24 protein-coding genes are annotated in these 25,620 nt (G+C 73.3%); 14 read left to right on the forward strand and 10 right to left on the reverse strand.

Annotation, left to right across the window (positions count from 1 at the left end; all coding sequences use genetic code 11):
- Positions 1-53: 53 nt before the first annotated feature.
- The gene (locus tag HBO46_RS19485) at positions 54-1,640 is read right to left on the reverse strand and encodes a hypothetical protein (protein WP_166134687.1); all 1,587 of its coding nucleotides are present in this window, start codon (positions 1,638-1,640) and stop codon (positions 54-56) included.
- A gap of 127 nt (positions 1,641-1,767) precedes the next feature.
- Between HBO46_RS19485 and pgm the strand changes: the two genes are divergently transcribed.
- The 5 genes from pgm to HBO46_RS19510 are packed head-to-tail and all read left to right on the forward strand — an operon-like array spanning position 1,768 to position 6,948.
- Complete coding sequence (pgm, locus tag HBO46_RS19490) at positions 1,768-3,411, forward strand: phosphoglucomutase (alpha-D-glucose-1,6-bisphosphate-dependent) (protein WP_166134690.1); 1,644 nt, start codon at positions 1,768-1,770, stop codon at positions 3,409-3,411.
- A 53-nt stretch (positions 3,412-3,464) separates the two neighbouring features.
- Positions 3,465-4,397: an ABC transporter ATP-binding protein gene (locus HBO46_RS19495; protein ID WP_224769260.1), complete on the forward strand. Its 933-nt coding sequence runs from the start codon at positions 3,465-3,467 to the stop codon at positions 4,395-4,397.
- Entirely contained in the window at positions 4,381-5,307 is a 927-nt protein-coding gene (locus HBO46_RS19500) for an ABC transporter permease subunit (protein ID WP_166134696.1), read from the forward strand. The genes HBO46_RS19495 and HBO46_RS19500 overlap by 17 nt, the downstream gene beginning before the upstream one ends.
- A 1-nt stretch (position 5,308) precedes the next feature.
- Positions 5,309-6,223 carry an ABC transporter ATP-binding protein gene (locus HBO46_RS19505; RefSeq protein ID WP_166134699.1) on the forward strand — a complete coding sequence of 305 codons (915 nt, stop codon included), beginning with the start codon at positions 5,309-5,311 and terminating at the stop codon, positions 6,221-6,223.
- Positions 6,220-6,948 (forward strand): ABC transporter permease, encoded by a 729-nt coding sequence (locus tag HBO46_RS19510; protein ID WP_166134702.1) that lies wholly within the window; start codon positions 6,220-6,222, stop codon positions 6,946-6,948. Before HBO46_RS19505 ends, HBO46_RS19510 begins: the two co-directional genes overlap by 4 nt.
- A gap of 37 nt (positions 6,949-6,985) precedes the next feature.
- On the opposite strand, the gene HBO46_RS19515 is transcribed toward HBO46_RS19510, so the two are convergent.
- From HBO46_RS19515 to HBO46_RS19530, 4 genes are all read right to left on the reverse strand, one after another.
- Positions 6,986-7,555 (reverse strand): PepSY domain-containing protein, encoded by a 570-nt coding sequence (locus HBO46_RS19515; protein ID WP_224769261.1) that lies wholly within the window; start codon positions 7,553-7,555, stop codon positions 6,986-6,988.
- Between the two features lie 124 nt (positions 7,556-7,679).
- Positions 7,680-9,074: a sensor histidine kinase gene (locus HBO46_RS19520; protein WP_166134705.1), complete on the reverse strand. Its 1,395-nt coding sequence runs from the start codon at positions 9,072-9,074 to the stop codon at positions 7,680-7,682.
- Entirely contained in the window at positions 9,067-9,744 is a 678-nt protein-coding gene (locus HBO46_RS19525) for a response regulator transcription factor (protein ID WP_166134708.1), read from the reverse strand. Before HBO46_RS19525 ends, HBO46_RS19520 begins: the two co-directional genes overlap by 8 nt.
- A gap of 78 nt (positions 9,745-9,822) precedes the next feature.
- A complete protein-coding gene (locus HBO46_RS19530; RefSeq protein WP_166134711.1) occupies positions 9,823-10,515 on the reverse strand; it encodes a DUF305 domain-containing protein in 693 nt (230 codons plus the stop codon).
- 158 nt (positions 10,516-10,673) lie between these two features.
- Between HBO46_RS19530 and HBO46_RS19535 the strand changes: the two genes are divergently transcribed.
- A complete protein-coding gene (locus tag HBO46_RS19535; protein ID WP_166134714.1) occupies positions 10,674-12,290 on the forward strand; it encodes an LVIVD repeat-containing protein in 1,617 nt (538 codons plus the stop codon).
- Positions 12,291-12,364: 74 nt separating this feature from the next.
- Here the strand turns inward: HBO46_RS19535 and HBO46_RS19540 are convergent, their stop codons facing one another.
- The 3 genes from HBO46_RS19540 to HBO46_RS19550 all read right to left on the reverse strand — a co-directional run bounded on the left by HBO46_RS19540 (position 12,365) and on the right by HBO46_RS19550 (position 15,254).
- Positions 12,365-12,646, reverse strand: coding sequence for a hypothetical protein (locus tag HBO46_RS19540; RefSeq protein ID WP_166134717.1), 282 nt, complete (start codon positions 12,644-12,646; stop codon positions 12,365-12,367).
- A gap of 216 nt (positions 12,647-12,862) precedes the next feature.
- On the reverse strand, positions 12,863-14,098 hold the full coding sequence (locus HBO46_RS19545; RefSeq protein WP_166134720.1) for a fatty acid desaturase family protein: 1,236 nt from the start codon (positions 14,096-14,098) through the stop codon (positions 12,863-12,865).
- Positions 14,099-14,144: 46 nt separating this feature from the next.
- The gene (locus HBO46_RS19550) at positions 14,145-15,254 is read right to left on the reverse strand and encodes a ferredoxin reductase (RefSeq protein WP_166134723.1); all 1,110 of its coding nucleotides are present in this window, start codon (positions 15,252-15,254) and stop codon (positions 14,145-14,147) included.
- 225 nt (positions 15,255-15,479) lie between these two features.
- Between HBO46_RS19550 and HBO46_RS19555 the strand changes: the two genes are divergently transcribed.
- The 3 genes from HBO46_RS19555 to HBO46_RS19565 all read left to right on the forward strand — a co-directional run bounded on the left by HBO46_RS19555 (position 15,480) and on the right by HBO46_RS19565 (position 18,062).
- A complete protein-coding gene (locus HBO46_RS19555; RefSeq protein ID WP_166134726.1) occupies positions 15,480-16,145 on the forward strand; it encodes a fasciclin domain-containing protein in 666 nt (221 codons plus the stop codon).
- A gap of 76 nt (positions 16,146-16,221) precedes the next feature.
- Complete coding sequence (locus HBO46_RS19560) at positions 16,222-17,088, forward strand: SGNH/GDSL hydrolase family protein (RefSeq protein ID WP_166134729.1); 867 nt, start codon at positions 16,222-16,224, stop codon at positions 17,086-17,088.
- Positions 17,085-18,062, forward strand: a complete 978-nt coding sequence (locus HBO46_RS19565) for an SGNH/GDSL hydrolase family protein (RefSeq protein WP_166134732.1) — start codon at positions 17,085-17,087, stop codon at positions 18,060-18,062. Before HBO46_RS19560 ends, HBO46_RS19565 begins: the two co-directional genes overlap by 4 nt.
- A gap of 6 nt (positions 18,063-18,068) precedes the next feature.
- Here HBO46_RS19565 and HBO46_RS19570 read toward each other — a convergent pair whose 3' ends face one another.
- On the reverse strand, positions 18,069-19,586 hold the full coding sequence (locus tag HBO46_RS19570; protein ID WP_166134735.1) for an amidohydrolase: 1,518 nt from the start codon (positions 19,584-19,586) through the stop codon (positions 18,069-18,071).
- Between the two features lie 44 nt (positions 19,587-19,630).
- On the opposite strand from HBO46_RS19570, the gene HBO46_RS19575 reads away from it, so the two are divergent.
- Complete coding sequence (locus HBO46_RS19575; protein WP_166134738.1) at positions 19,631-20,275, forward strand: hypothetical protein; 645 nt, start codon at positions 19,631-19,633, stop codon at positions 20,273-20,275.
- 12 nt (positions 20,276-20,287) lie between these two features.
- On the opposite strand, the gene HBO46_RS19580 is transcribed toward HBO46_RS19575, so the two are convergent.
- Complete coding sequence (locus HBO46_RS19580; RefSeq protein ID WP_224769521.1) at positions 20,288-21,775, reverse strand: serine/threonine-protein kinase; 1,488 nt, start codon at positions 21,773-21,775, stop codon at positions 20,288-20,290.
- Between the two features lie 55 nt (positions 21,776-21,830).
- On the opposite strand from HBO46_RS19580, the gene HBO46_RS19585 reads away from it, so the two are divergent.
- The 4 genes from HBO46_RS19585 to HBO46_RS19600 all read left to right on the forward strand — a co-directional run bounded on the left by HBO46_RS19585 (position 21,831) and on the right by HBO46_RS19600 (position 25,612).
- Entirely contained in the window at positions 21,831-22,412 is a 582-nt protein-coding gene (locus tag HBO46_RS19585) for an RNA polymerase sigma factor (protein WP_166134741.1), read from the forward strand.
- A 14-nt stretch (positions 22,413-22,426) separates the two neighbouring features.
- Positions 22,427-23,908 (forward strand): M1 family metallopeptidase, encoded by a 1,482-nt coding sequence (locus HBO46_RS19590; RefSeq protein ID WP_166134744.1) that lies wholly within the window; start codon positions 22,427-22,429, stop codon positions 23,906-23,908.
- 49 nt (positions 23,909-23,957) lie between these two features.
- On the forward strand, positions 23,958-24,935 hold the full coding sequence (locus HBO46_RS19595; RefSeq protein WP_166134747.1) for an NAD-dependent epimerase/dehydratase family protein: 978 nt from the start codon (positions 23,958-23,960) through the stop codon (positions 24,933-24,935).
- A 95-nt stretch (positions 24,936-25,030) separates the two neighbouring features.
- The gene (locus HBO46_RS19600; protein ID WP_166134751.1) at positions 25,031-25,612 is read left to right on the forward strand and encodes a signal peptidase I; all 582 of its coding nucleotides are present in this window, start codon (positions 25,031-25,033) and stop codon (positions 25,610-25,612) included.
- Positions 25,613-25,620 lie beyond the last annotated feature (8 nt).

The raw sequence follows: 25,620 nt of genomic DNA on the forward strand, positions 1-25,620 counted from the left end.
ACCACGTGTGAAGCGACGATAACCCCGCGTTACATGGGGGCGGAGGCGCACATTCACCCCTTGTCCCGCACCCGCACCATCCCGCCCAGCGTGGCGATGTACGCCGCGCCGTCGGGGCCGAGGGTGATCGCGGCGTAGTGGTTGTTCATCAAGGTGCCGAGCCCGGCGCGCACGGAGAAGACGGTGCGCCCGGTGCGGGCGTCGAGGGCGGTGAAGTACCACGCGTTGACGCCCCACCAGCTGCGCGGCTTGGTCCAGGCGTAGACCAGCCCGGTCGCGAGCGACGCCTTCGCCACCGAGGACGGCGCCACCTCCTCGGAGGTCCACACCACCCGGCACTCGCCGTCACCGTGATCGACCCGCGCGAACCCGCCGGTGGTGCTGCGGCCCAGCAGGGTGCGCCACGGCGCGGTGTAGCCGTGGTTGTTCTCCACCACGACCCCGTCGCCAACCGCGACCAGCGAGTTCTCGGTCGCGCTCGCGCCCTCGTCGAACACCGCGGCCCGGCACATCTCGGCGCCGTCCTCGGCGCGCACGAACACGACGTTCATGCGGGGCTCGGCGTTGTCGGTGATCGCCACGATCCCGCCCGGCAGGATCGTCGGCGTGGTGCCACTGCCCTGGGTCAGCTGCCCTGGCTTGCGCTCGCTCCCGCGGTCGTACGCCGTGCGCCACTGCACCACCGGCCGGTCCCGGCGATCGGCGCTGAGCTTGTGCAGCGCCTCGGTGGTGACCAGGTAGACCCCGGTCGCGTCGACCGACATCGAGTTGGCGACCTCCTCGCCGAGCTCGAGCACGGCGAGCCGGCCGTCGCGGGCGATGGTGCCGACCCGGCCCTCCTGGGTGACCCACCAGATCCGGCCCGCCCAGTCCGGCATCAGCGCCACCAGGCAGTCCGAGGCCGGCACCACCGAGCTCAGGTCGTGGGTCGCCTCGGTGGTCAGGTCGGGCTCGCCCTCGGCGTCGGAGGTGGACACCACCAGCACCCGCCGGTCGGTGGTCGCGAGCACCGCGCGGTCCGAGGCGTCGAGGTAGAAGTACGACCCGCCGCACAGGTCCTCCCACGGCCGCACGTCGCTCTCGGCGCGCTCGGGCAGCGCCTTCGTCGCGAGCGGCCGCATCGAGTCGGGATCCAGCACCCGCAGCGTGGGGCCGGACAGGTCGCCGCACAGCGCCACCAGCCGACCGTGGCCGTCAAAGGCCAGCGTCGCGCACTCCTCCAGGCCGAACCACGCGCTGTCGACCTCGACGGAGTCGCCGACCGGACCGGGCCCGGCGTAGGCGTCGCTCGACCAGGCGTCGTTGTGCATCGTGCTGCGCCCGTTCGGGGCCATTGCCGGGTGCTGGGGCACGGTCATCTCGATCGGCTGCACCCGCGCCGGTCGGCCCAGGTACGACGGCGCGACCGCGAGACCCGGCCCCGGCGGCACCGGCAGCCAGCCGTCCGGGATCACCACGACCAGTCCGGTGACCACCACGACCGCGCCCGTCCAGGCCGCCACGACCCGCCAGGTCGGACGCAGCCAGGCGCGCACCCGCGGCACCGCGAGCAGGCCGGCGACCAGGAGCAGCACGACCGGCCCGAGGAGCATGAAGGCGAGGAACGCGACCCCCAGCGCGAGCGTGCGGGCGAACCTCATCGCGGGTCCCCAGCGCCGGCGTGACGGATGCGACGCATGGGAGGAATCATCGCACCGCCGCGGCCACCCCGCCGGGACTTCGGAACGCGTCGTGACGTTCCGGCGCCGGGGACGCCATCATGTCCCCATGCCCGACGCACGCGCAGGACAGCCCGCCCGCCCCGAGGACCTCATCGACGTGCCCCACCTGGTCACGGCGTACTTCACCCGCACCCCCGACCCCGAGGACCCCGACCAGCAGGTCGCCTTCGGCACCAGCGGGCACCGCGGCTCCTCGCTGCGCTCGTCGTTCAACGAGACCCACATCCTCGCCACCACCCAGGCGATCTGCGACCACCGCCGCGAGCAGGGGTACGACGGCCCGCTCTTCCTCGGCCGCGACACCCACGCGCTGTCCGAGCCCGCCTGGGCCACCGCGCTCGAGGTGCTCGCCGCCAACGACGTCACGGTGCTGGTGGACGCGGCCGACCGCTACACCCCGACCCCGGCGGTCTCGCACGCGATCCTGCGCGCCAACGGCGGGCGGAGCACCGGCCCCGGCCTCGCCGACGGCATCGTGGTGACGCCCTCGCACAACCCGCCGGCCGACGGTGGCTTCAAGTACAACCCGCCGCACGGCGGCCCCGCCGGCTCCGAGGCCACCTCGGCGATCGCGAAGCGCGCCAACGAGCTGATCCGCGGCGGCCTGGCCGACGTACGCCGGGTCCCGTTCGCCCGGGCCCGTCGCGCGGCCGGCACCTACGACTTCCTCGGCAGCTACGTCGACGACCTGCCCTCGGTGCTCGACCTGGACGCGATCCGCGGCGCCGGCGTGCGCATCGGCGCGGACCCGCTGGGTGGGGCGTCGGTGGACTACTGGGGCGCCATCGCCGAGCGGCACCGCCTGGACCTCACGGTCGTCAACCCGCTGGTCGACCCCACCTGGCGGTTCATGACCCTGGACTGGGACGGCAAGATCCGGATGGACTGCTCCTCGCCCTCCGCGATGGCCTCGCTGGTCGAGCAGCGCGCGGCCTACGACATCGCGACCGGCAACGACGCGGACGCCGACCGGCACGGCATCGTCACCCCCGACGCCGGGCTGATGAACCCCAACCACTTCCTCGCCGTCGCGATCGGCCACCTCTTCGGCGGCGCCCGCCCGGACTGGCCGGCCACCGCGCGGATCGGCAAGACGCTGGTCTCCTCCTCGATGATCGACCGGGTCGCCGCCTCGATCGGCAAGCCGCTGGTCGAGGTGCCGGTCGGGTTCAAGTGGTTCGTCCCCGGGCTGCTCGACGGCTCCTTCGGCTTCGGCGGGGAGGAGTCCGCCGGCGCCTCGTTCCTGCGCCGCGACGGCTCGGTGTGGACCACCGACAAGGACGGGCTGCTGCTCTGCCTGCTCGGCGCCGAGATCCTCGCGACCACCGGCGAGGCCCCCTCGCAGCGCTACGCCGCGCTGGTCGCGGAGCACGGCGAGCCGGCGTACGCCCGCATCGACGCCCCCGCCACCCGCGAGCAGAAGGCGGCGCTGGCCGCGCTCTCCCCCGACGCCGTCACGGCCACCAGCCTCGCCGGCGAGCCGATCACCGCCCGCCTCACCGAGGCGCCCGGCAACGGCGCCCCGATCGGCGGGCTCAAGGTGACCACGGAGTCCGCGTGGTTCGCCGCGCGCCCCTCCGGCACCGAGGACGTCTACAAGATCTACGCCGAGTCCTTCCGCGGCCCCGACCACCTCGCCCAGGTGCAGGAGGAGGCCCGGGCGGTGGTGCAGTCCGCACTGGAGGCATGATCGCCGGCCCGATCGGCAGATCAGGTCGGGCGCCGGGGGCTACCGTGGCGCACGTGGCAGTGATCGAGACCGCGGGACTCACCAAGCGCTACCCGCGCGTCACGGCCCTCGACCACCTCGACGTGCGCGTCGGGGAGGGGGTCACCGGGCTGGTCGGGGCCAACGGCGCCGGGAAGTCCACGCTGATCAAGATCCTGCTGGGCCTGCTGCCGGCGACCGACGGCAGCGCCCGGGTGCTCGGCCACGACGTGGCCACCGAGGGCGCCGCGATCCGGGCCCTGGTCGGCTACATGCCCGAGCACGATTGCCTGCCCGCCGACGTCTCCGCCAGCGACCTGGTGGTGCACCTGGGCCAGATGTCCGGGCTGCCCTACCCGGCGGCGCGCGAGCGGGCCTCCGACGTGCTGCGCCACGTGGGTCTCGCCGAGGAGCGCTACCGCCCGATCGGCGGCTACTCCACCGGCATGAAGCAGCGCGCCAAGCTCGCCCAGGCGCTCGTGCACGACCCGCAACTGGTGCTGCTCGACGAGCCGACCAACGGCCTGGACCCCTCGGCCCGCGACGACATGCTCGCGCTGGTACGCCGGATCGGCACCGAGTTCGGCATCTCGGTCCTGGTGACCTCCCACCTGCTCGGCGAGCTGGAGCGGGTCAGCGACCACATCGTCGTCCTCGACGCCGGACGGCTGCTGCGCTCCTCGGCGACCTCCGAGTTCCTGCACGCCACCGGCAGCCTGCTCGTCGAGGTGCAGGGCCGCCCCGACGCCGACCGGCTGCTCGGGCAGGCCCTGCTCGACGCCGGCCTGGTGGCGCGGCCGGCCGAGGGACGCCTGGTCGAGGTGGACGTGCGCGACGAGCACACTCGCGACGTGGTCCGCGACCTGACCGTCGACCTCGGCCTCGGCCTGGTGCGGATGCAGGAGCGCCACCACCGCATCGAGGACGTCTTCCGCGACGGGGGTGCCGGCAGTGTCCAGCCCGTCTGAGCGCTCCCCCGACCCGGCCATGCCGCCCGCCGGCACCGGCGTCATCCACGACCTCGGCTACCGGCGCTACACCGGCCCCCGTCTCGGCGAGCCGGCGGTGGCCCGGGCGTTCTTCCTCAGCGGCCTGCGGCACACCTACGGCCTGGGCCGCTCCGGGCGCTCGAAGGTGCTGCCGATGCTGCTGCTCGGGCTGATGCTGCTGCCGGCCCTGATCCTGGTCGGCGTGCTGGTGCAGGCCCGCGACCTGCTCGGCCTCGACGAGCAACTGGTCGCCTACTCCACCTACCCGATCACCACCCAGCTGCTGATCTCGGTGTTCGTGGCCTCCCAGGCACCCGCGCTGATCTCGCGCGACCTGCGCTTCCGCACGATCACCCTCTACCTGGCCCGGCCGATGCGGCGACGCACCTACGTGCTGGTGCGGCTGGCCTCCCTGACCGTGGCGACCTTCGTGCTGATCGGCGCGCCGCTGCTGCTGATGTACGTCGGCGGGGTCCTCGCCGACCTGCCGCTGGCCCGGGAGACCGGCCGGTTCCTGGGCGGGCTGGTCGGCGCTGCGCTGCTCGCCGCCTGCCTGGCCAGCCTCGCCGCCGTCGTGGCCGCCCTGACGGTACGCCGCGGGCTGGCGGTGACCGCGGTGATCGTGGTGCTGCTGGTGAGCTTCACGCTGGTCTCGACCGTGCAGGGTGTCGCCGCCTCGACCGACCACGACACGGTCGGGCGGATCGCCGGACTGTTCTCGCCGTACACGCTCGTCAACGGGGTGCAGGTGTTCCTCTTCGACTCCCCCGCCGCCACCGCGACGCCGCCCGAGGGCACCGCGATGGGGCTCCTCCACGTGCTCGGCGTCCTCGCGGTCGTCCTGGGCTCGATCGTCGCGCTGCTGGTCCGCTACCGGAGGGTCGACTGAGATGAGCACGATCGTGATCGACCACGTCTCCCGGTGGTACCGCAACGTCGTCGCGGTCAACGACGTCTCGATGAGCATCGGCCCCGGCGTCACCGGCCTGCTCGGCCCCAACGGCGCCGGCAAGTCCACGCTGATCGCGCTGATGTCGGGGTTCCTGGCGCCCTCCGCGGGGACGGTCACCCTCGACGGGGAGCCGCTGTGGCGCAACGAGCAGGTGTACCGCAAGATCGGGCTGGTCCCCGAGCGCGAGGCGCTGTTCGACTACCTGACCGGGCGCCAGTTCGTGGTCGCGAACGCCGAGCTGCACGGCCTGCCCGACCCCGGTGCGGCCGCCCAGCGGGCGATCGCGATGATCGAGCTCACCGACGCCCAGGACCGCTCGATCTCGACGTACTCCAAGGGCATGCGGCAGCGGATCAAGATGGCCTCCGCGCTGGTGCACGACCCGGCGGTGCTGCTGCTCGACGAGCCGTTCAACGGGATGGACCCGCGCCAGCGCATCCACCTGATGGAGCTGCTGCGGACGATGGGCGCCGAGGGCCGCACGGTGCTGTTCAGCTCCCACATCCTCGAGGAGGTCGAGCAGGTGGCCCGTCAGATCGAGGTGGTGGTGGCCGGTCGGCACGCCGCCTCCGGCGACTTCGGCGCGATCCGCCGGCTGATGACCGACCGGCCGAACCGGTTCGTGCTCCGCTCCGGCGACGACCGGGTCCTGGCGGCCGCGCTGCTGCAGGACCCGTCGGTGCGTGGCGCCCGGCTGCGTACGGAGGGCGGGATCGAGCTGGAGGCCGCGGACTTCGGGCGGTTCAGCGAGGTGCTGCCGCGCCTGGCGCGCGAGCACGGCATCCGGCTCTTCGAGGTGACCCCGACCGACGAGTCGCTCGAGAGCGTCTTCGGCTACCTGGTGTCCTCATGAGCGCCCAGGTCCTGTCCCCGACGATCGTGCGGCTCGGCGTGCGCAGCGTGTTCGGGCGCTGGCGCGGGGCCCTGCTGTTCGTGCTGCCGCTGAGCCTGGTCGGCCTCGCCGTGCTGGTGCGGGCCCTGGTGGGCGCGGACCCCGGCGCCGCCGAGAACACCCTCTACGCCTTCGGCCTGGTCGTGACGGTGCCGCTGGTCGCGCTGCTGGCGACCAGCGGGCTGCTCGCCCCCGAGATCGACGACGGCTCGATCTCCTACCTGCTGGCCAAGCCGATCTCGCGCTACACGATCGTGGCCAGCAAGCTCGCGGTCGCGGCGGCCTGCGTCGTGGTCTTCGCCGCCGTCCCGCTGCTGGTGGCGGGTCTGGTGCTGCTCGGCAACGAGCCGTCGCTGGCGCTGGGCTTCCTCGTCGCCGGCCTGGTCGCCGGCCTGGCGTACTGCTCGCTGTTCGCCCTGCTGTCGGTGATGACCCGGCACGCCATCGTCATCGGGCTGATCTACCTGCTCGGCTGGGAGGGGCTGCTGGGCGGCCTGCTCGACGGGGTGCGCTGGCTCAGCATCACCCGCTGGGCCGGCGAGATCGTCGACACGATCGCCGGCGTGCACCTGGTCGACGACCTGTCGATCTGGTACGCCGTGGTCGCCTCCGTGGTGGTCATCGCGCTCGGTGCCTGGCTGACCGGGCGCCGACTGCGGGCCTTCAACCTGACCGGCGACGAGTAGCCGCCCGCAGCCGCGCCCGGATCCGCGCCGGCACGGGTCAGTCGTCGGTGCCGTCGGCGTCGGTGCGCAGCACGCCGAAGTCGGCGTCGAGCACGACGTCCCACTCGGCACCGTCCGCGTCGCGGACCTCGACCTCCCAGGCCGCGCCCCGGTCGTCGCTGGCCTCGACGTCGAGGACCGTCGCGCCCTCGACCGCGCCCAGGGCCGCCTTCTCCGCGGCCGTCCGGTCCGCCTCGGCGACCGGGCGGTCGTCGGCGTCCCGGTCGGTGTCCCGGCCGTTGGTGTCCTGGTGGTCGTCCCCGTCGTCACCGTCGCGCTCCTCCGCGACCACCGCGAGGCCCTCGTCGAGCGCGAGGTCGACCTCGGACCCGTCGTCGAGGCGCACCTCGACCTCGTAGGTCTCACCCCGGTCGTCGCTGGTCTCGACGTCGACGACGGTGCCGCCGACGGCCTCGGTGGCGGCCGCGCCGACCCGGTCGCGCTCGGCCCCGTCCACGCCGGTCTCGTTCGCGGTGGCGGTCCAGACGGTCCCCCCGATCCCGACGGCCGCGAGGACCGCGAGGGTGGGCAGGACGACGCGCTTGCGGCGAAGCGTGGTGGTGTTCATGGCTGATGCCTCTCTGCTGTGGTCGTCCCCCGACCCGGGGGACGACCACAGCATGCGTCGAGGCCGCTGAAGCCCACCTGAACCCGCCTGAACGCGCGTTCAGGTCCCCTCCTCGGTCCTCGCCTCAGGTCCGTGCGGCGGGGGCCGGGAGCCGCACCACGACCCGGGCACCGCCGGCCGGCGACGAGGTGATCGCGACGGTGCCGCCGTGGGCGGTCACGATCTCCCGGACGATCGCCAGCCCGAGCCCGCTGCCGCCGGCATCGCGCGCGCGGGCCTCGTCGAGCCGCACGAACCGATCGAAGACCCGCTCCCGCTCCGCCTCGGGGATCCCGGGGCCGTCGTCCTCGACCACGAGCTCGACGTCCGGGTCCCGCCCGTCCTCGGCCCGCTCGCGGACCGCCAGCCGAACGGTCGTCTCGGCGTGCCGGACGGCGTTGTCGACGAGGTTGCGCACCACCTGGCCCAGTGCGACGCCGTCGCCGCGCACACGTCCCGGCCCGATGCCGGAGGTGTCCACCTGGAGCCCGCCGCGGCGCACCCGGCGGGCCTCCGCCAGGGCGAGGTCGTCGAGGTCCACGTCGTACGGGGCGTGCGCGCCCGCGGCCTCGCCGGCCCGAGTGAGCACCAGCAGCTGCTCGACGAGGCGCTGCATGCGCCCGGACTCCTCGAGCACCGCCTCGGCGAGCTCGCCCTCGGGCAGCGCTCCCGGGTGGGCCTGGGCCACCTCGGCGGTCTGCCGGATGCTGGCCAGCGGCGAGCGCAGCTCGTGGGAGGCGTCGGCGACGAACCGCTGCTGACGCTCGCGCGAGCTCTCCAGCCGCTCGAGCATCTGGTTCATCGTGCGGGCCAGCCGGTGGATCTCATCGCGCGAGGGCGGCTCGGGGACCCGGCGGTCCAGCCGGTCCCCGGTGATCTGCTCGACCTCCTCCCGGATCCGCTCGACCGGCGCGAGCGCCCGGGTCGCCACCGCCCAGGTGGTGCCGCCGACGAGCAGCAGCACCAGCGGTACGCCGACCAGCAGCGGCGGGAGCAGCGCGGCGGTGGAGTCGTCGACGTCCTCCAGGGAGGCGGCCACGGACACGACGTACTCGCGGTCACCGACCTCGGCGTCCTCGGTGACCACGACGTAGGGCTGGTCGGCCCCCGGGAGCTCGGCCCGGTCGGTGCTCTGGCTCGGCAGCGGGCGGGAGAGCGGCTGGGAGGAGCTGGCCACCGTGCCGTCGGGGGCGAGCACCTGCCAGACCAGCTCGTCGGGCTCGTCGGGGTCCTCGGTGTCTTCGGGGTCCTCGGGGTCCTCGTCGGCCGTCCCCGAGTCCGGGAGCCCGGACGTCTCGATCTGGGTGACCAGGTCGGCGGCCCGCTGCTCCGCGCTGTTCTCCAGGCCCTCGCGCAGGGAGTCGCGCACCAGGAGCACCAGCACGGCCGCGCCCAGGGCCAGCACGACGGCGACCACGAGCACGGCGGCGGTCGTGGTCCGCACCCGCACCGACGCACGGGCCAGGCGGCGCTCAGCCACCGTTGCTCGCCAACCGGTAGCCCGCGCCCCGCACGGTCTGGATCGCCTCGCGACCGAAGGGCCGGTCCACCTTGTTGCGCAGGTGGCGGACGTAGACCTCCACGATGTTCGGGTCGCCGTCGAAGTCGACGTCCCAGACCGCGTCGAGGATCTGCCGCTTGGAGACGACGTCGCCGCGGTGGCGGGCCAGGAACGCGAGCAGCGAGAACTCCCGGGCGGTCAGCGCGATCTCCTCCTCGCCGCGCCAGACCCGCCGGGCGGCCGGGTCCACGCGGAGGTCGCCCGCCTCGAGCAGGGTGGGGCGCGGCCGTGCCCCGCGCCGGGCGACCGCGCGCAGCCGCGCGACGAGCACCGGGAACGAGAACGGCTTGGTCAGGTAGTCGTCGGCACCGGTGTCGAGCCCCTCGACCTGGTCCCACTCGCCGTCCTTGGCGGTGAGCATCAGCACCGGGGTCCAGTTCTGCTCCGCGCGCAGGGCCGCACAGACCCGGTAGCCGTTGATCCCCGGCAGCATCAGGTCCAGCACGATCGCGTCGTAGTCGTGCTCGCGCGCCATCCACAACCCGTCGGTGCCGTCGTGGGCGACGTCGACCGCGAAGCCCTCGGCCTCCAGCCCCACCTTCAGCGAGCGTGCAAGCCGCACCTCGTCGTCGACGACGAGCACGCGCATGGGGAACCTCCGGACGATCAGGGACCGTCCATTCTTCCCGACGGCCGCTGAACCTGCGCTGAAGACGTGGCGCCGGGCTCAGTCGCCGGCGAGCATCGCCCGCATCGTGTCGACCTCGTCCTGCTGGGTGACCATCACCTCGGCCGCCATCTCGCTGACCCGCACGTCGGCACCGTCGCGGGCGACGTCGCCGCCCATCGCGATCGCGCCCTCGTGGTGGCGGATCATGCCCTCGAGGAACAGCCTGTCGAACTCCGCGCCGTCCGCCCGCTCGAGCGCCGCGAGCTGCTGGGGCGTGAGCATCCCCTGCATCTCGTTGTGCCCGTGCTCGCCGTGGTCGTACGACGAGGGGTCCTCGTCGGTGCGCGGCACCTCCACGCCGCGCTCCTCCAGCCAACCGGCCATCGCCAGGATCTCGGGGCGCTGGGCCGCCTCGATCCGCTCCGCGAGGCGGCGCACGCGCGGGTCCGAGGCACGGGTCTCGGCCAGTTCCGACATCACCAGCGCCTGGGCGTGGTGCGGGATCATCATCTGCAGGAACGCGACGTCGGCGTGGTTCCAGGGGTCCTCGACCTCGATGTCGTCGGGTCCCACGGTGCGCGCGGTCTCCCCCGGCTTCCCGGGCACGATCACGGTGAGATCGTCGGTGCCGGTGGTGCTCGCGGCGTCCGCCGGTGCCTGTTCGGTGTCCTCCGAGCACGCGGGGAGGAGCAGGAGGGCGCCGGTGAGTGCGGCGGCGTACAGGTAGATGCGCGGGGTTCCCGAGACCACGTGGCGTCCTTGTCGAAGAGTGTCGAGGGGGTGTGCGGAGTTGTGACATCGGCGTGAATAGACCCGAAGGGATCTTTACGCCGTGATCTGGGACACGGTATGACAGAGACGGGCGTCTGGGGAACAGGCACCTCCCCCCACGAAAGGTTCTCGGAACTATGACCACACCACGTCGAGGCTCGAAACGCCTCAGCACCGGATGGCGGCAGCTCGCCGTAGGCGCGGCCGGCGCGCTCAGCCTGGCCCTGGCCCTCGCTGCCACGCCCGCGATCGCGCACGACGACGACCACGACGAGCCCGAGGTCGCGCAGACCACCGCAGACGGGTGCAGCGCGGAGGAGCGCAAGGAGCTCGCGGCGCTCGGCGACAACTTCGTCGCCGCCTGCGACATCGCCGGCAACGACTTCTCGATGCTGCGGACCCCCGCACGGGCACTCAAGCCCGGCGAGACCGACAGCAGCGACAACCTCTCCCTGGTCGCCAACATCCCCAAGCAGGGCGCCTTCGCCGACGTCTCGGCGCTCAACTCCGACCTGGCGTTCAAGGGCAAGTACGCCTTCGCGGGCAACTACAACGGCTTCATGGTCTACGACGTCTCCCGGGCCAAGCACCCGCGGATCGTGAGCCAGGTCGTCTGCCCCGGCTCGCAGAACGACATCTCCGTCTACGGCGACCTGCTGGTCCTCTCGGTGGACTCCAGCCGCAGCGACGACTCGTGCAGCAGCACGGCGCTCTCGGCGCAGCAGAAGGATGCCTGGGAGGGCATCCGCGTCTTCGACATCAGCGACCCGGAGTCCCCGCAGTACGTCGCCGCGGTCGAGACCGCCTGCGGCTCGCACACCCACACGCTGGCTCCGGACAAGCGCGGGCGCAACCTCTTCGTGTACGTCTCGTCCTACTCCCCCAACGAGACCTTCCCCGACTGCCAGCCGCCGCACGACAAGATCAGCATCGTCAAGGTGCCGGTCAAGGACCCCGGCTCCAGCTCGCTGGTCGCCGCACCGGTGCTCTTCCCCGACGGGGGCAACCCGGGTGAGGGCTACTCGCGCCCGACCACCGGCTGCCACGACATCACGGCGTACCCCTCCAAGGACATCGCCGCCGGTGCCTGCATGGGTGACGGCATCCTGCTCGACATCTCCGACCGCGAGGCCCCGAGGGTGATCGACCAGGTCCGCGACGAGGAGAACTTCTCCTTCTGGCACTCCGCCACCTTCAACAACAAGGCGAACAAGGTCGTCTTCACCGACGAGCTCGGTGGCGGCGGCGCGCCGACCTGCAACCCGGAGACCGGGCGCACCAAGGGTGCCAACGCCATCTACGACATCGTCGGTGGCAAGAAGCCCGGCAAGCCCGGCAAGAAGGCCAAGAAGGCGGGCAAGGGCACCCCGCAGCTGGCGTTCCGCAGCTACTACAAGATCCCGCGTCCGCAGGCCGCGACCGAGAACTGCGTGGCCCACAACGGCTCGCTCATCCCGGTCAAGGGCAAGGACATCATGGTGCAGGCCTGGTACCAGGGCGGCATCTCGGTCTTCGACTTCACCAACTCGCGCAAGCCGAAGGAGATCGCCTGGTTCGACCGCGGCCCCATCTCCGACACCGAGCTGGTGACCGGCGGATCGTGGTCGGCGTACTGGTACAACGGCCGCATCTACAGCAACGACATCCAGAAGGGCTTCGACGTCCTCGAGCTCGATGACGCCCGCGTCCGCAGCGCGAAGAAGGTCCGGATGGACGTCTTCAACCCGCAGTCGCAGCCCTACTACAACAACTGACCCACCCGTTCGACCCGGCCGGGCCGGCATCCCTCAGGGGGTGCCGGCCCGGTGCCGTGTGTCGAGGAGCCGGCTCAGGAGTAGCGGTGCGACTTCGCGGCGTGCCCCTGCTCGCGGGTGCAGGTGCGCCCGCTCATGTTGCGGTGCCCGCACAGCGCCTCGGCCCCCTCGGGGGTCTCGGCCGGCGTGGTGTCCTTCGCCTTGGTCGCCTTCGCCTTCGTGGCCTTGGCGGCTGGCTTCGCGGGGGCACCGGATGCGGGCACCGGGCGCCGGGCCGTCGTGCCGCTCCCGGCTGCCTTCTGCGCCGCCTCGTACTTCGCCTCGCGCATCGCTCGCAGCGCGTCCATCTTGCTCATCGTCGCCTCACGTGCTGAGCCTAGGCCTCGCCACCGACATCGCCCGTGCCGGGCTGCGGGCCACCTCTTGCTTGGATGTGCCCATGACGCAGCGCGGCACGATCTTCACCCTGGGCGGCGGCGGGTTCTCCATGCCCGAGGTCCGCCCCGACCTCGACGTACGGCTGCTGTGACGCAGGCCCCGGAAACAGCGGGTTGCCCAGGGATCGGGGCCGGTCAGGCCGCCTTCGCCAGCTTGCGCTCCTGCTGCTGCAGGCGGGCCTGGGCGGCGCGACGGACCTTGGCGCCCTTGGTGCTCATCGCCCAGAGCAGCTTGAGCTGCTGGGGGGCGTTCTTGACGTTGGTGGTGGCCAGCCAGCCGTTGGGCAGCGAGAGCCGGACGGCCTTGTGCCAGGCGCTCGCGACCTGAACGGGCAGCGGCGCCTCGTGGTAGTTCAGCTCGTACTTCGCGAACAGCGCCTTCACCTTCGGCGCGATCTCGGCGTACCGGTTCGAGGGCAGGTCCGGGAACAGGTGGTGCTCGATCTGGTGAGACAGGTTGCCGGTCATCACGTGCATGGCCTTGGAGCCGGAGATGTTGGCCGAGCCGAGCATCTGGCGCACGTACCACTCGCCGCGGGTCTCCTTCTCCGGGATCGCGTTGCGCTCGAAGGTCTCGACGCCCTCGGGGAAGTGACCGCACATGATCACCGAGTGCGACCACAGGTTGCGCACGAGGTTGGCGGTGAAGTTCGCGGCCAGGGTCGGCACGAACGAGCCGGTCGGGATCGACATCGCCGGGTGCACGAGGTAGTCCTTCGTGGCCTGCTTGCGGATCTTGCGCAGCGTGTTCTTGGCGTTCCTCTTGAACGTCTCGCTGCGGCGCTCCTTGGGGATGCGCAGGTTCTTGCCGAGCTCGAGGTCATAGGCGGCGATGCCGTACTCGAAGAAGCAGGCGTTGATGAAGTTCAGCAGCGGCTGGGCGAGGTACATCGGGTGCCAGCGCTGGTCCTCGTCCATGCGCATGATGCCCCAGCCGAGGTCGTTGTCCTTGCCCACGATGTTGGTGTAGGTGTGGTGGACCTCGTTGTGGCTGTGCTTCCAGCCCTCGGCGGTGGAGGCGTTGTCCCACTCCCACGTCGTCGAGTGGATCTTCGGGTCGCGCATCCAGTCCCACTGGCCGTGCATGACGTTGTGGCCGATCTCCATGTTCTCGAGGATCTTGGCCACGCTCAGCCCGACCGTGCCGGCCACCCAGGCGGGCGGGAAGGCGCTGGCGAGCAGCACCGCGCGGGAGCCGAGCTCGAGGCGGCGCTGGAAGGCCACCATGCCGCGGATGTACGCCGCGTCGCTCTCGCCGCGCGACTCGAGGATGTCCTGGCGGATCGCGTCGAGCTCACGCCCGATGTCCTCGATGTCCTCGGGGCTCAGGTGGGCGATCGGGTTGACGGGCTTCTTGGTGATGGCGGTCATCGCGGGACTCCTCGCAGTGGAGATCGTGTGGAGGTCGGGGGAACGGTCAGTGGTCGATGTGGCAGGGGCCGGCAGCGGCACTGATGCAGGTCTGGATGCGGACGCCGTCGCCCGGGGCGGCGGTGGTCACCTCTCCGTTGCGCAGGTCGCGCACGGCGCCCTCACGCAGCGGGAGCACGCAGCCGAAGCAGATGCCCATGCGGCACCCGCTCGGCATCAGTACGCCGGCGTCCTCGGCGGCGTCGAGGATCGTGGTGGCACCGTCCATCTCGACGGTGGTCCCGGAGCCGGTAAGGACGACCGAGCCGCCCTCCCCGGGGGTGATCATCTCGGTGCGGAAGCGCTCCACCGCCAGCGGCAGGCCGAGCGCGTCGTGGTGCTCGGCGAGCGCGTCGAGCAGCCCCGCCGGGCCGCAGGCGTACGTCGTGCGCTCGGCGAGGTCGGGGACCAGTGCGGCCAGGCCGCGCTCGGGGTCGGCGACCTCGAGGCGACCGGTGACGGTGGTGTGCAGCTCGACGAGCCGGATCAGGCCGCGGTCGGCATACCCGCGGAGCTCGGCACCGAACAGCACCGCGTCCCGGGTCTGCGCGGAGTGCAGCAGCACGATGTCGGTGCGCACCGGCTCGGCGCGCGAGAACAGGTTGCGCAGCATGCCGATGACGGGGGTGATGCCCGAGCCGGCGGTGACGAGCAGCAGCTTGGCCGGGGCCGGGTCGCCGAGCACGAAGTCGCCCTCGGCCTGACCGAGCTGCACCATCGTCCCGGGGCGCATCCGGTGCACGAGGTGCGTGGAGACCGCGCCGCCCTCGATCGCCTTGACGGTGATGGAGATGCAACCGTCGGCGCGGGGTCCGTGGGTCAGCGAGTAGGTGCGCCACAGGCGCACGCCGTCGACCTCGACGCCGACGCGCACGAACTGCCCGGGCTGGTGGCCCGCCCAGTCCTTGCCCGGCTTGATCAGCAGGGTCGCGGAGCCGGCGGTCTCGGGGCGGACCTCGACGACCTTGCCGCGCAGCGGCGCGCCCGCGCGCAGCGGGTGGAAGACATCGAGGACGTCGTCGAGCTCGAGCGGCGTGACGGCTGCCTCGGCGACCCGCCGCAGGGTCCCGCGCAGGGACCTGGTGCGACCGGAACTGGGATCGGTGAGGCTGACCATAGAGCCATCCTCCGGCAGACGAGGTGCAAAGTCCTGTCCCTCGCACGTGAAGCGAGGCCGGTTTATTGTTCGCTGAGAACAATGTTGTGCGAATCACGCCGCGGCCCCATCCGTCCACGCCACCGCCCCGAACAACCCGTGAACCACCGCGGCGGCCGACCGACAGGCCCGGCGCCGTGCCTGAAGGACAACACCCATGTTCCGTCAACGGAGGGAAACCGCACCATGAAGCGCACCGTCTCCACCACGTTGAAGCTCGCCCTGAGCGGCGTGGTCACCGCAGCACTCGCCAGCACCGCCGTCATGCCCGCCGCCCACGCGGACACCGCGACCGAGCGGAAGGCCGGCAACAAGAGCCTGGCCAAGGTGCTCGCGGCCGACGGCACCAAGTTCGACAAGAACTGGAAGGACTTCGACATCCTCGAGAAGGGTGTGCTCGCGGTCCTCGACGCCAAGCCGCACAGCCCGGTCGCCCTCCTCACCCAGGGCGGCAAGCGGGCCACCGCCTTCCTGCCGACCGACGCGGCCTTCCGTGCGCTGGTCAAGGACATCGCCGGCTCCGCTCCCAAGACCGAGCGCGCGACGTTCAACGCGCTCGCCTCGGTCGCCGACGTCGACACCCTCGAGGCCGTGCTGCTCTACCACGTCGTCGCGGGCAAGACCCTGACCAGCAAGAAGGTCCTCGCCTCCGACGGCGCGAAGGTCACCACGGCGCTCGGCGGGACGATCAAGATCGACGTCAGGGGCAAGGGCAAGAAGACCAAGGTCTTCCTGGTCGACCTCGACAAGGGCGACGCCAACCCGCAGGTGGTCCAGCTCGACATCAACAAGGGCAACAAGCAGATCGGCCACGGCATCAACCGGGTCCTGCGTCCGATCGACCTGCCCTGATCCAGGGTTGAGCCCCAGGCTCGACGTGGGGCTGAAGACGGGGCGCGGCCTCCTCGGGCCACGTAGCGTCGTCCTCGTGGACGGCCACCCGCACGCAGCACGGCGGCACGGCCGCGGCCTCCGGGTCGCGGCCGTGCTGTTGCTCGCGCTGCTTCTCGTCGCCGGCTGCGGCGGCGAGACGCGCACCTACGTCGCCCTGGGCGACTCCTTCACCTCCGGTCCGCTGATCCCGGAGAGCGACCCGGCGGGCGGGTGCCTGCGCTCGGACCACAACTACCCCTCGCTCGTGGCCGAGGAGGCCGGCCTGGAGCTGGTGGACGTGAGCTGCTCCGGGGCCCGCACGGCCGAACTCACCGGGACCCAGGTCATCTTCGACAACACCCATCCCCCGCAGCTGGACGCCGTCGACGCCGACACCGACGTGATCACGGTCGGCATCGGGGGCAACGACGAGGACCTGACCTCGCTGCTCTTCGGCTACTGCGCCGGACTGGGCGTGGCCGACCCGACCGGGCAGCCGTGCACGAGCCAGGACGCCGCACAGGCGGTCACGATGGCCACCCGGTTGCAGACGGTTCGCACCAACCTGGTCGACGCCTTCGCCGCGATCCGCGAGCAGGCTCCCCAGGCACAGGTCGTCGCGGTGGGCTATCCGCAGCTGTTCCCCGCCCGGGGCAGCTGCCCCGGCCGGCTCCCGATCGCCCCCGGCGACTACGCCTGGGCCCGCGGGCTCAACGCCGATCTCAACGACGCCGTCGCGGACGCGGCCGACGAGGCCGGCTTCGACTTCGTCGACATGTGGACGGCCAGCGAGGGCCACGACATCTGCTCGGAGGACCCCTGGGTCAACGGCTCGGCGACCGACCCGGACGCGGCGCTGGCCTTCCACCCCTTCGAGGTCTACGAGCGCGAGGTCGCCCGGCGGGTACTGGACCTGTTGTGACCTCGCACCGCCGCCCTCCCCGCACCCTCACCACCCCCGTCCTCGGCCCCGTCCTCGGCCCCGTCCTCACCGCCGCCCTCATGACCGGCCTCCTGGCCGGGTGCAGCGACTCCGCCTCGCGGGGCGAGAAGCTCGCCGAACGGGCCCCCACCCCGACCGCCACCCCGACCCTGCCGGTGGAGCGCGAGGAGTCCGCGCAGATCGGCTCCTACGTCGCGCTGGGGGACTCCTTCACCGCCGCACCGCTGGTCACCGCGCCGGCCGACGACGACGGCTGCCTGCGCTCCACGAACAACTACCCCACCCTGGTCGCGGAGGCCCTGGGCGCCGACCTCGAGGACCGCAGCTGCGGGGGCGCCGAGACCGGCAACCTCACCGCCCCGCAGCGCACCTTCGCCGGCACCGTCCCCGCCCAGCTCGGCGCGCTCGACGCCGACACCGATCTGGTGACGATGGGCATCGGCGGCAACGACTTCGGGGTCTTCGCGACACTGGTGCGCTGCGCCGAGCTCGGCGTCGACGACCCGGACGGTGCCCCGTGCACCGAGAGGTTCGGCGACGCCGGGGCCGCGGAGCTCGACCAGCAGCTCGCGACCATCGGCGAGCGCCTGACCGCCAGCATCGAGAAGGTCCGCAGACGCGCACCGGACGCCGAGATCGTGGTGGTCGGCTACCCCCGGGTCATCCCGCCGGCCGCCTCCTGCCCCGAGCTGCTGCCGCTCGCCTCCGGCGACCGCGACCTGGTGGCCGGGCTCAACCGACGCCTCGCCGCGGTCCAGCGCCAGGTCGCCCGCGAGACCGACGTCCGCCACGTCGACCTGTACGCCGCCAGCGCCAGCCACGACGTGTGCTCCGAGGAGCCGTGGGTCAACGGCCGCGCCACCGTGCCCGGGCACGCCCTCGCCTACCACCCGCTCGCCACCGGCCAGAGGGCCGCGGCCCGGCTGGTGCTGGACGCCGTCGAGCAGGACTGAACCCGCTCAGAGGGCCCGGTGCACCACCAGGCCGCCGACGACGGTGAGGCCGACCTGGGTGCCGCGCAGCAGCGCCCCGGTCGCAGCGGTGTCGGCGGGATCCGGGCCGGTCGCCAGCGGGTCGCGGTCGAGCAGCGCCAGGTCGCCCCGCGAGCCGATGCCGACGCTCGGCTGGCCGTCGACGGATGCGGCGAGCGCCTCCTGTGGGGTCAGCGCCTGCTCGGCGTGCCACGGCTCACGCTCGTCACCGCTGCGGTGCACCGCCGCGGCGATCGCCAGCCAGGGGTCGAGCGGCGAGACCGGCGCATCGGAGCCCATCGCCAGCTCGACGCCGTCCTCGAGCATCCAGCGGAACGCGAAGCAGCGCGCCGAGCGCTCCCCCCAGACCCGCTCGGTCAGGTCGCGGTCATCGATGAGGTGGGCCGGCTGCACGCTGGCCCGCAGCCCGAGCGCGCCCATCCGGGCGATGTCCTCGCGGCGCATCATCTGGGCGTGCTCGATCGAGCCGCGCGCGCCGGTCTCCTCGTAGGCGCTGAGCGCGTCGGCCGCCGCCGCGTCGCCGATCGCGTGGGTGGCGACCTCCAGGCCGGCGCCCCGTGCCCGGACGAGCAGCTCGCGCAGCTCCTCGGGGGACTGGTTGGGCTGGCCGGCCGGGTGCTCCAGCCGGCTCGCGTCGGCGTACGGCTCGCAGCACCAGGCGGTGCGGGTGTTGAGCGAGCCGTCGCTGATGATCTTCAGCGGGCCCATCGTGGCCCGGTCGTCGCAGCCCGGCAGCGGGTCGCCGGTGCGCAGGCCGGCGGCGATGACACGCTCCAGGGTCGAGGCGTAGGTCCCCCAGCGCACCCGCAGCCGGTCGCAGCCCTCGGCCCAGCGGGTGGCCCAGTCCTCGGGGGTACCGCTGAACTCGAAGTCGACGATCCCCGCCACCCCCAGCGCGGCGGCGGCGTCCAGCGCGCGCCGGAAAGCCGGCGGCGAGGTCTCGCCGTCCCCGCCCAGCGTCGCGAGCCGCGGGTAGGTCGCGAACCACTCGGTCTCGCGGACCACCGAGTCGCGCAGCGGCAGCGCCAGGTGCATCAGGGCGGAGCTGTTGAGCCAGCCGTGGTGGCCGTCGCCGCTCATCAGCACGACCGGGACGTCGCCGGAGACGGCATCGAGCTCGGAGACGGTGACCTCGCGGTCCCAGGTGCCGGCGCGGTGGCCCCACCCGATGACCGGCTGGCCGGGGCGCTCGGCGATGCGGTCGCGCACCAGGCGCAGCACCTGCTCCGGCGAGCGCGCCGCGGTGAGGTCCAGGCGCTGGGAGGCCAGCGTCCACTGGGTCATGTGCAGGTGCTGGTCCCACAGCCCGGGGATCAGCCAGCGCCCGGCGGCGTCGATCTCCTCGACCCCCGAGGGCCGTTCCAGCGCCGGGCCGACGGCGGTGACCGAGCCGAGCTCCACGAGCACGTCGACGGGGCGGTCCGGCGCCCGCTCGTCCGGTTTCAGGGGAACCGGACGCGCGTTGCGGATCAGGAGACTGGTCACCTGACGAGCGTAGTTCCCCGCACGGGACCGCTACGGTGACGCCCATGTCGACACGGGTGCTCGGGGTGCTGCTCGCCCTCGCCGTGCTCGGCGTCGCAGCCGGGTACGCCGGGCAGCGCGCGCTGGACCCGGTGAGCTCCCCGGCCGGCTTCGCGGCGCTGCCGGTGCCGGCCACCTCGCCGTCGTACCCCGTCAACGAGTACGACGTCTCGCCCGACCCCGGCGTCGCGCCGCTGCCCACCGATGTGGCGCTGCGGCGGATGACGCTGCGCGAAGGTGGCGAGCGGGCCAGCGTCGCGGCGCCCGGCTCGTGGCGACGGGTGGCCGTGGAGCCCGGGGCGGCGTGGAACTTCAGTCGTGCCGACTACCCCGTCAACACCTACCTGCTGCGCGTCACGCTGCTCGGCGGGCAGCGCATCTCGACCTCGGTGGCGGTCGCCGCCCGGCTCGTGGCGCTGCGGGCTGCCGAGAGTGACGGCAACCTGGAGGCGCTGACGGTGGAGACCCAGGACGAGGACGGGTTCGTCGCCACCTATCTGCAGGACGGCTACCGCCGGGTGCTGATGGAGCGCTACAGCACCCTCGGCGACTCCACCGCCCAGCTCGGCGTCGCGGTCACCGGGCGCGAGGTCGATCGGGCCGGGATGGCCGACCTGCTCGAGCGGGTGCTCGCCTCCGCCCGTCGCTGAGCACGCCGGCGCTCACATCCCGTGGGCGACGACCGAGTCCAGCACCCGGGCCGCGGTGGCGCGGTCCTCGCTGCGGATCTGCACCCACAGCAGCTGATCGTCGGTCACCTGGACGACCCGCTCCACGATCACCCCCGGGCAGCCCAGGTGGACCACGGTGCGCGAGGCGTCGCCGTCCATGCGGTCGTCCTGCGGCGCCGTGGCCTCGCCGCACTCGGGGTGCTGGGGCAGCTGGGCGGGGAGCTCGGCGCCGGGCAGGAGCCCCACGAAGACGCCCTCTCCGGGCCGGTCCGGGTCGTGCCAGCCGGTGCTGGTGCCGACCGACAGCGCGGGCTGCTCGGCCTCGTCGTTGGGCGGCACCCACCCGTCGTCGGCGACCGCGCGGTTCCACTGCGCGGGGACCGTCACGCCCAGGGTGCCGCCGGCGTCGTCGAGGCTCACCTCGGCAGGCCCCGATCGGCTCCCCGCCCACACCGCCCCGGCCACCGCGCCGGCGACGAGCGCGAGGGTCCCGGCCGCTGCCAGACGGGCCCGGCTGCCCCGACGCGACCCCGCGTCCCGGCCCGACGTCGGTTCCGCCTCGATCTCCGGCGCGGCCGGCGGGTCGGGGCGCGGCCCGGCCTGGGTGAGGTCGGGGTCGAGGGGCAGCCACGGCTCCGCGTCCGCCGGCGCGCGGGCCAGCACCGGCGCCAGTGCCTCCCCGAGCGCCGCGACGTACGCCGCGACGTCGGGCCAGCGGTCCTCCCGGTCCGGGGCCAGGGCGCGGCGTACGACCGCCTCGACGGCCTCGGGGTAGGCGCGCTCGGCCGTGCTGAGCGCAGGCGGGGGCCCGGGGTGGGCGGCGGCCTGGAGCGTCGGGTGCTGGTACGGCGTGCGCCCGGCGAGCATCAGGAAGGTGAGGGCGCCGAGCGAGTACTGGTCGGCACGGGCGTCGAGGGGCTCGCCCTGGGCCTGCTCGGGAGCGACGAAGGAGGGCGTGCCCGCGATCATCGTCAACCGCGAGGAGACGTCGAGCCCCTTGCCGAGACCCAGGTCGGCGACCATCGCGCACAGCACCGGTGCGCCCGGGCCGGGGCGGCTGCGGAACAGCACGTTGGCCGGCTTGACGTCGCGGTGCGCGATCCCCGCCTCGTGCAGCGCGGTCAGGCCGGCACCGACCTGGCACACGACCTCCAGCGCCTGCGCCGGGCCCAGCCCGTCGACGCCGAGCCGGTCGGCCAGCGTGCCCTGGTCGGCGTAGGTCATCACCAGGTAGGGGCGCCCGTCGTCGAGCTCGCCGGCGTCGTACACGCGCACGACGTGCGGAGAGTCGACGCGGCGCAGGTAGCGGCCCTCCTCGAGGAAGCGGCGGCGCACGTGGTGGTCCTCGCTCCAGTTGTCGGCCAGCACCTTGACCGCCACCGGGGAGTCCAGCTGCTCGTCGTAGGCCAGCCACACGGTCGCGAAGGCACCGGCCCCGATCCTCCGGCGCACGGCGTAACGACCGAGACGTCGGGGCATGGACACGCCATCATTATGTTCGACACCCGGCCGCAGACAGGGAGAACCGGCGCAGATGGAGCACGAGCACCACCACAGCGACGACGCGCCGACCCCCGACGAGATCGATGGGCTCGCCCGTCGCGCCCAGGACGGCGACCGCGATGCCCTCGACGCCCTGCTCCGCACGGTCCGCCCCCGCACCCTGGCGGTCTGCCGCGGCGTGCTGCCGTTCTCCGCCGACGCCGAGGACGCCTGCCAGGAGGCGCTGATCAACGTCGCCGGCAAGATCGGCTCCTGGAACGGCCGAGGCCGCTTCACCACCTGGCTGCACGTCGTGGCGGTCAACAGCGCGCGCACGACCTATCGGCGCATGAAGAACCTGGCCACGCCGCACGACCCCCAGCAGGGCCTGGGGGCGGACCGCCCCGACCCCCGGACCACCAGCGTCATCGCCGGCACCCGGCTCGACCTGCTCGAGGCGATGGAGACACTGGAGCGCGAGCACCCGCAGTACGTCGAACCGTTGCTGCTGCGCGACGTCTACGGCCTCGCCTACGACGAGATCGCCGCGCAGACCGGGGCGCCCCTGGGCACCGTGAAGGCGCAGATCCACCACGGCCGCCGGCTGGTGCGCCCGCTGCTGCGGGGCGAGTGATGGGAGGCCGGCGGATGGCGGCGCGCGGGTCGGCGCTGGTGCTGGCCGGCGCGCTGCTGCTCGCCGGATGCACCGAGGCCGACGACCAGCCGTCGCAGCCCTCCGCCGCCCCGGCACCCGCGACTCCCTCCTCCTCCTCCGCCTCCTCGGCCCCGACGACCCCGTCGCCGGGCGCCAGCGGGCGCGACCTCGCCCTGAGCCAGCCGGTGGAGGACTCGGTCTACCCCGACATGGGTGACCCCGGCGTCGATGCGCTCCACTACGACCTCACGCTCGACTGGGACCCGGGCTCGCGGACGCTGACCGGGCGCGAGGTGCTGACCTTCCGCGCGGCGGACACCGCCGAGACGGTCCGTCTGGACCTGGGACCAGACCTCGAGGTGAAGCAGGTGCGCGCCGGCGGCGAGGAGGTCGCGCACGAGCACACCGGCAAGGACCTCGTCGTCGCGCTGCCGGTCGAGCGCGACGAGCGGTACCGGCTGCGGATCGACTACGCCGGCACCCCACGCCCCACCGAGGCTCCCTCCACCCGTCTCGACATGGAGGCCCTCGGCTGGCACACCACCCCGGACGGCGAGACCTGGACGATGCAGGAGCCGTACGGCGCGCACACCTGGTACGCCGTCAACGACCAGCCGGCCGACAAGGCGCTCTACGACTTCACCGTCACCGTGCCCTCCCCCTGGGTCGGCGTGGCCAACGGCGAGCTGACCTCGCGCACCGAGGCCGACGGGCTGACCACGACCACCTGGCACCTCGCCGAGCCCGCGTCGTCGTACCTCGTCACGCTCGCGACCGGCGAGCTGGAGATGACCGAGGCGAGCTCCGCGAGCGGGGTGCCGCTGACCTACTGGACGCCCGTCGACGAGCCGCGGTGGCTGCGCCGGGTGCAGCGCACCGGCGCGGCGCTGGACTGGCTGGAGGAGCGGCTGGGCCCCTACCCCTTCGACACGGCGGGAGTGGTGGTCGTGGACTCCGAGAGCGGCATGGAGACCCAGACCCTGATCACGCTGGGCGACACGGCGTACACCACCTCGATGCCGGTGCTGGTCCACGAGCTGGCCCACCACTGGTACGGCAACCAGGTCAGCCCCGCCGACTGGCGCGACGTGTGGATGAACGAGGGCATGGCGATGTACCTCCAGGGGGTCTGGGAGGCGGAGGCCGCGGGCATCCCGGTGGCCGACCAGATGGACAGGTGGGCGGTGTGGGAGCCGCAGATGCGCGCGGAGGCGGGCCCTCCCGCCGCCTACGACCCGCAGGCGTTCGGCGAGGGCAACATCTACTACGGCCCCGCGCTGATGTGGCACGAGGTGCGCGGGCAGGTCGGCGACGCGGCGTTCTGGGACATGGCGCGCGCCTGGCCGGCCGCCCGTGACAACGCCAACGCCACCCGCGAGGACTACCTCGCCTGGGTCGAGGAGCGCCTCGGCACCGACCTGGACGCGCTCACCGACGCCTGGCTGCTCGACGAGTCCTCGCCGCTGCGGGACTGACGCGCGCGGACCCGTTGCGCGCCGGCCCCGGACCCGGCACCGTGCAGGGATGGACCTCCTCGTGCTCGGCGGCAGCCGGTTCCTCTCCCGCGCGGTCGCGCAGGAGGCGCTGGACCGCGGCCATCGGGTGACCTGCGCCTGCCGCGGCCGCTCCGGGAGCCTCCCCGAGGGCGTGCGGCACCTCCCCGTCGACCGCGCGGAGCCGCTGCCCGACCTCGGCAGCCCGGACGCGGTCGTCGACGTCGGCCGGCAGCCGTCCTGGGTGCGCCGCAGCGTCGCCGCCCTGCCCGACGCGCACCACGTCTTCGTCTCCTCGATCAGCGCGTACGCCGACGAGCGGACCCCGCACGGCACGCCGGAGACCCTGCCGCTGCACGAGCCGCGCTTCGAGGACGTCGACCTGGGCGCGGACGCGGAGGCGTACGGGCCGCTGAAGGTCGCCTGCGAGCGGCTGGTCGAGGACGGCGCCGCCTCGTGGACGGTGATCCGCCCCGGCCTGATCGTCGGCCCCGGCGACCCGACCGGGCGCTTCACCTACTGGCCGGCCCGGTTCGCCGCGACGACCGAGCACCCGCAGGTGCTCGCTCCCGGCAGCCCGGAGGACCTGGTGCAGGTCATCGACGTGCGCGACCTCGCCGCATGGATCATGCGGTGCGCGGAGGACCGGGTGCCCGGGGTGTTCGACGCGGTGGGCCCCGCCCTGCCGCTCGCGCAGCTGCTCGGCGAGGTCGCGACCGGGTGCGGGGTCCCCGACCCCGGCCTCACCTGGGTGGCGCAGGACTCCCTCGAGCGCGTCGGGGTCGCCCCCTGGGCAGGACCGCACTCGCTCCCGCTCTGGCTCCCGCGGCCGGCGTACGACGGGATGATGGCGCACGACGCCGCCCCCGCCCTCGCGGCCGGCCTCGCCCCCCGCCCGCTCGCCACCACCGCGGCCGACACGCTCGCCTGGCTGCGGAGCCAGCCCGACGCCGTCGTCACCGGCCTCACCGCCGACGAGGAGGAGGGCGTGCTGCGGCTCACCCGGTGAGCCGGACCGAAACCGCCTCCACCGACCCCGGGTGTGCGAGAGCATCGCCCTCGTCGCCGCCTCCCCCCACGCGCGGTCGAACCCGGAGAACAGCCATGAGCGTCCTGCGTCGCGTGATGACCGCCGCGGCGCTGCTGTGCTCGCTCGCGGCGACGGCGCTGGCCGTGGTGCTCGTGCTGGTCCCGCTGGTCACCCACTCGGTCCCGCTGACGGTGCTCACCGGCTCGATGGCGCCGGTCCACGATCCCGGCGACATCGTGGTCGTGCGCCCCGCCCCGGCCGGGGACCTGCGGGTCGGCGACGTGATCACCTTCGAGACCGCCGAGGCGGAGCGCCGCCTCATCACCCACCGCATCGAGGCGACCGGCGTCGATGCCGCCGGCGAGCCCACCTTCGTCACCCGCGGCGACGCCAACCAGGTCTCGGACGCCGAGCCGGTGCCGGCCGCCCAGGTGCGCGGCCGGGTCTGGTACGCCGTGCCGTGGGTCGGCCACGCGAGCGCCGCGCTCGGCACCCACCGCGACCAGGTCCTGGTGGGCGCCGGCCTCGTGCTGCTGGGACTCGCGCTGCGCGAGCTGGTGCCCGGCGTCCGGCGCGCACCTGCGGCACGACCTGACGACGCGGCGACCGCCACCTCGTCAGCCACTGCCCACGGCGCGGGGACCCCGGTGGCCTAGCGTTCACG

Origin of the sequence: Nocardioides ochotonae, from assembly GCF_011420305.2 — a bacterium.
Lineage (GTDB): Bacteria > Actinomycetota > Actinomycetes > Propionibacteriales > Nocardioidaceae > Nocardioides > Nocardioides ochotonae.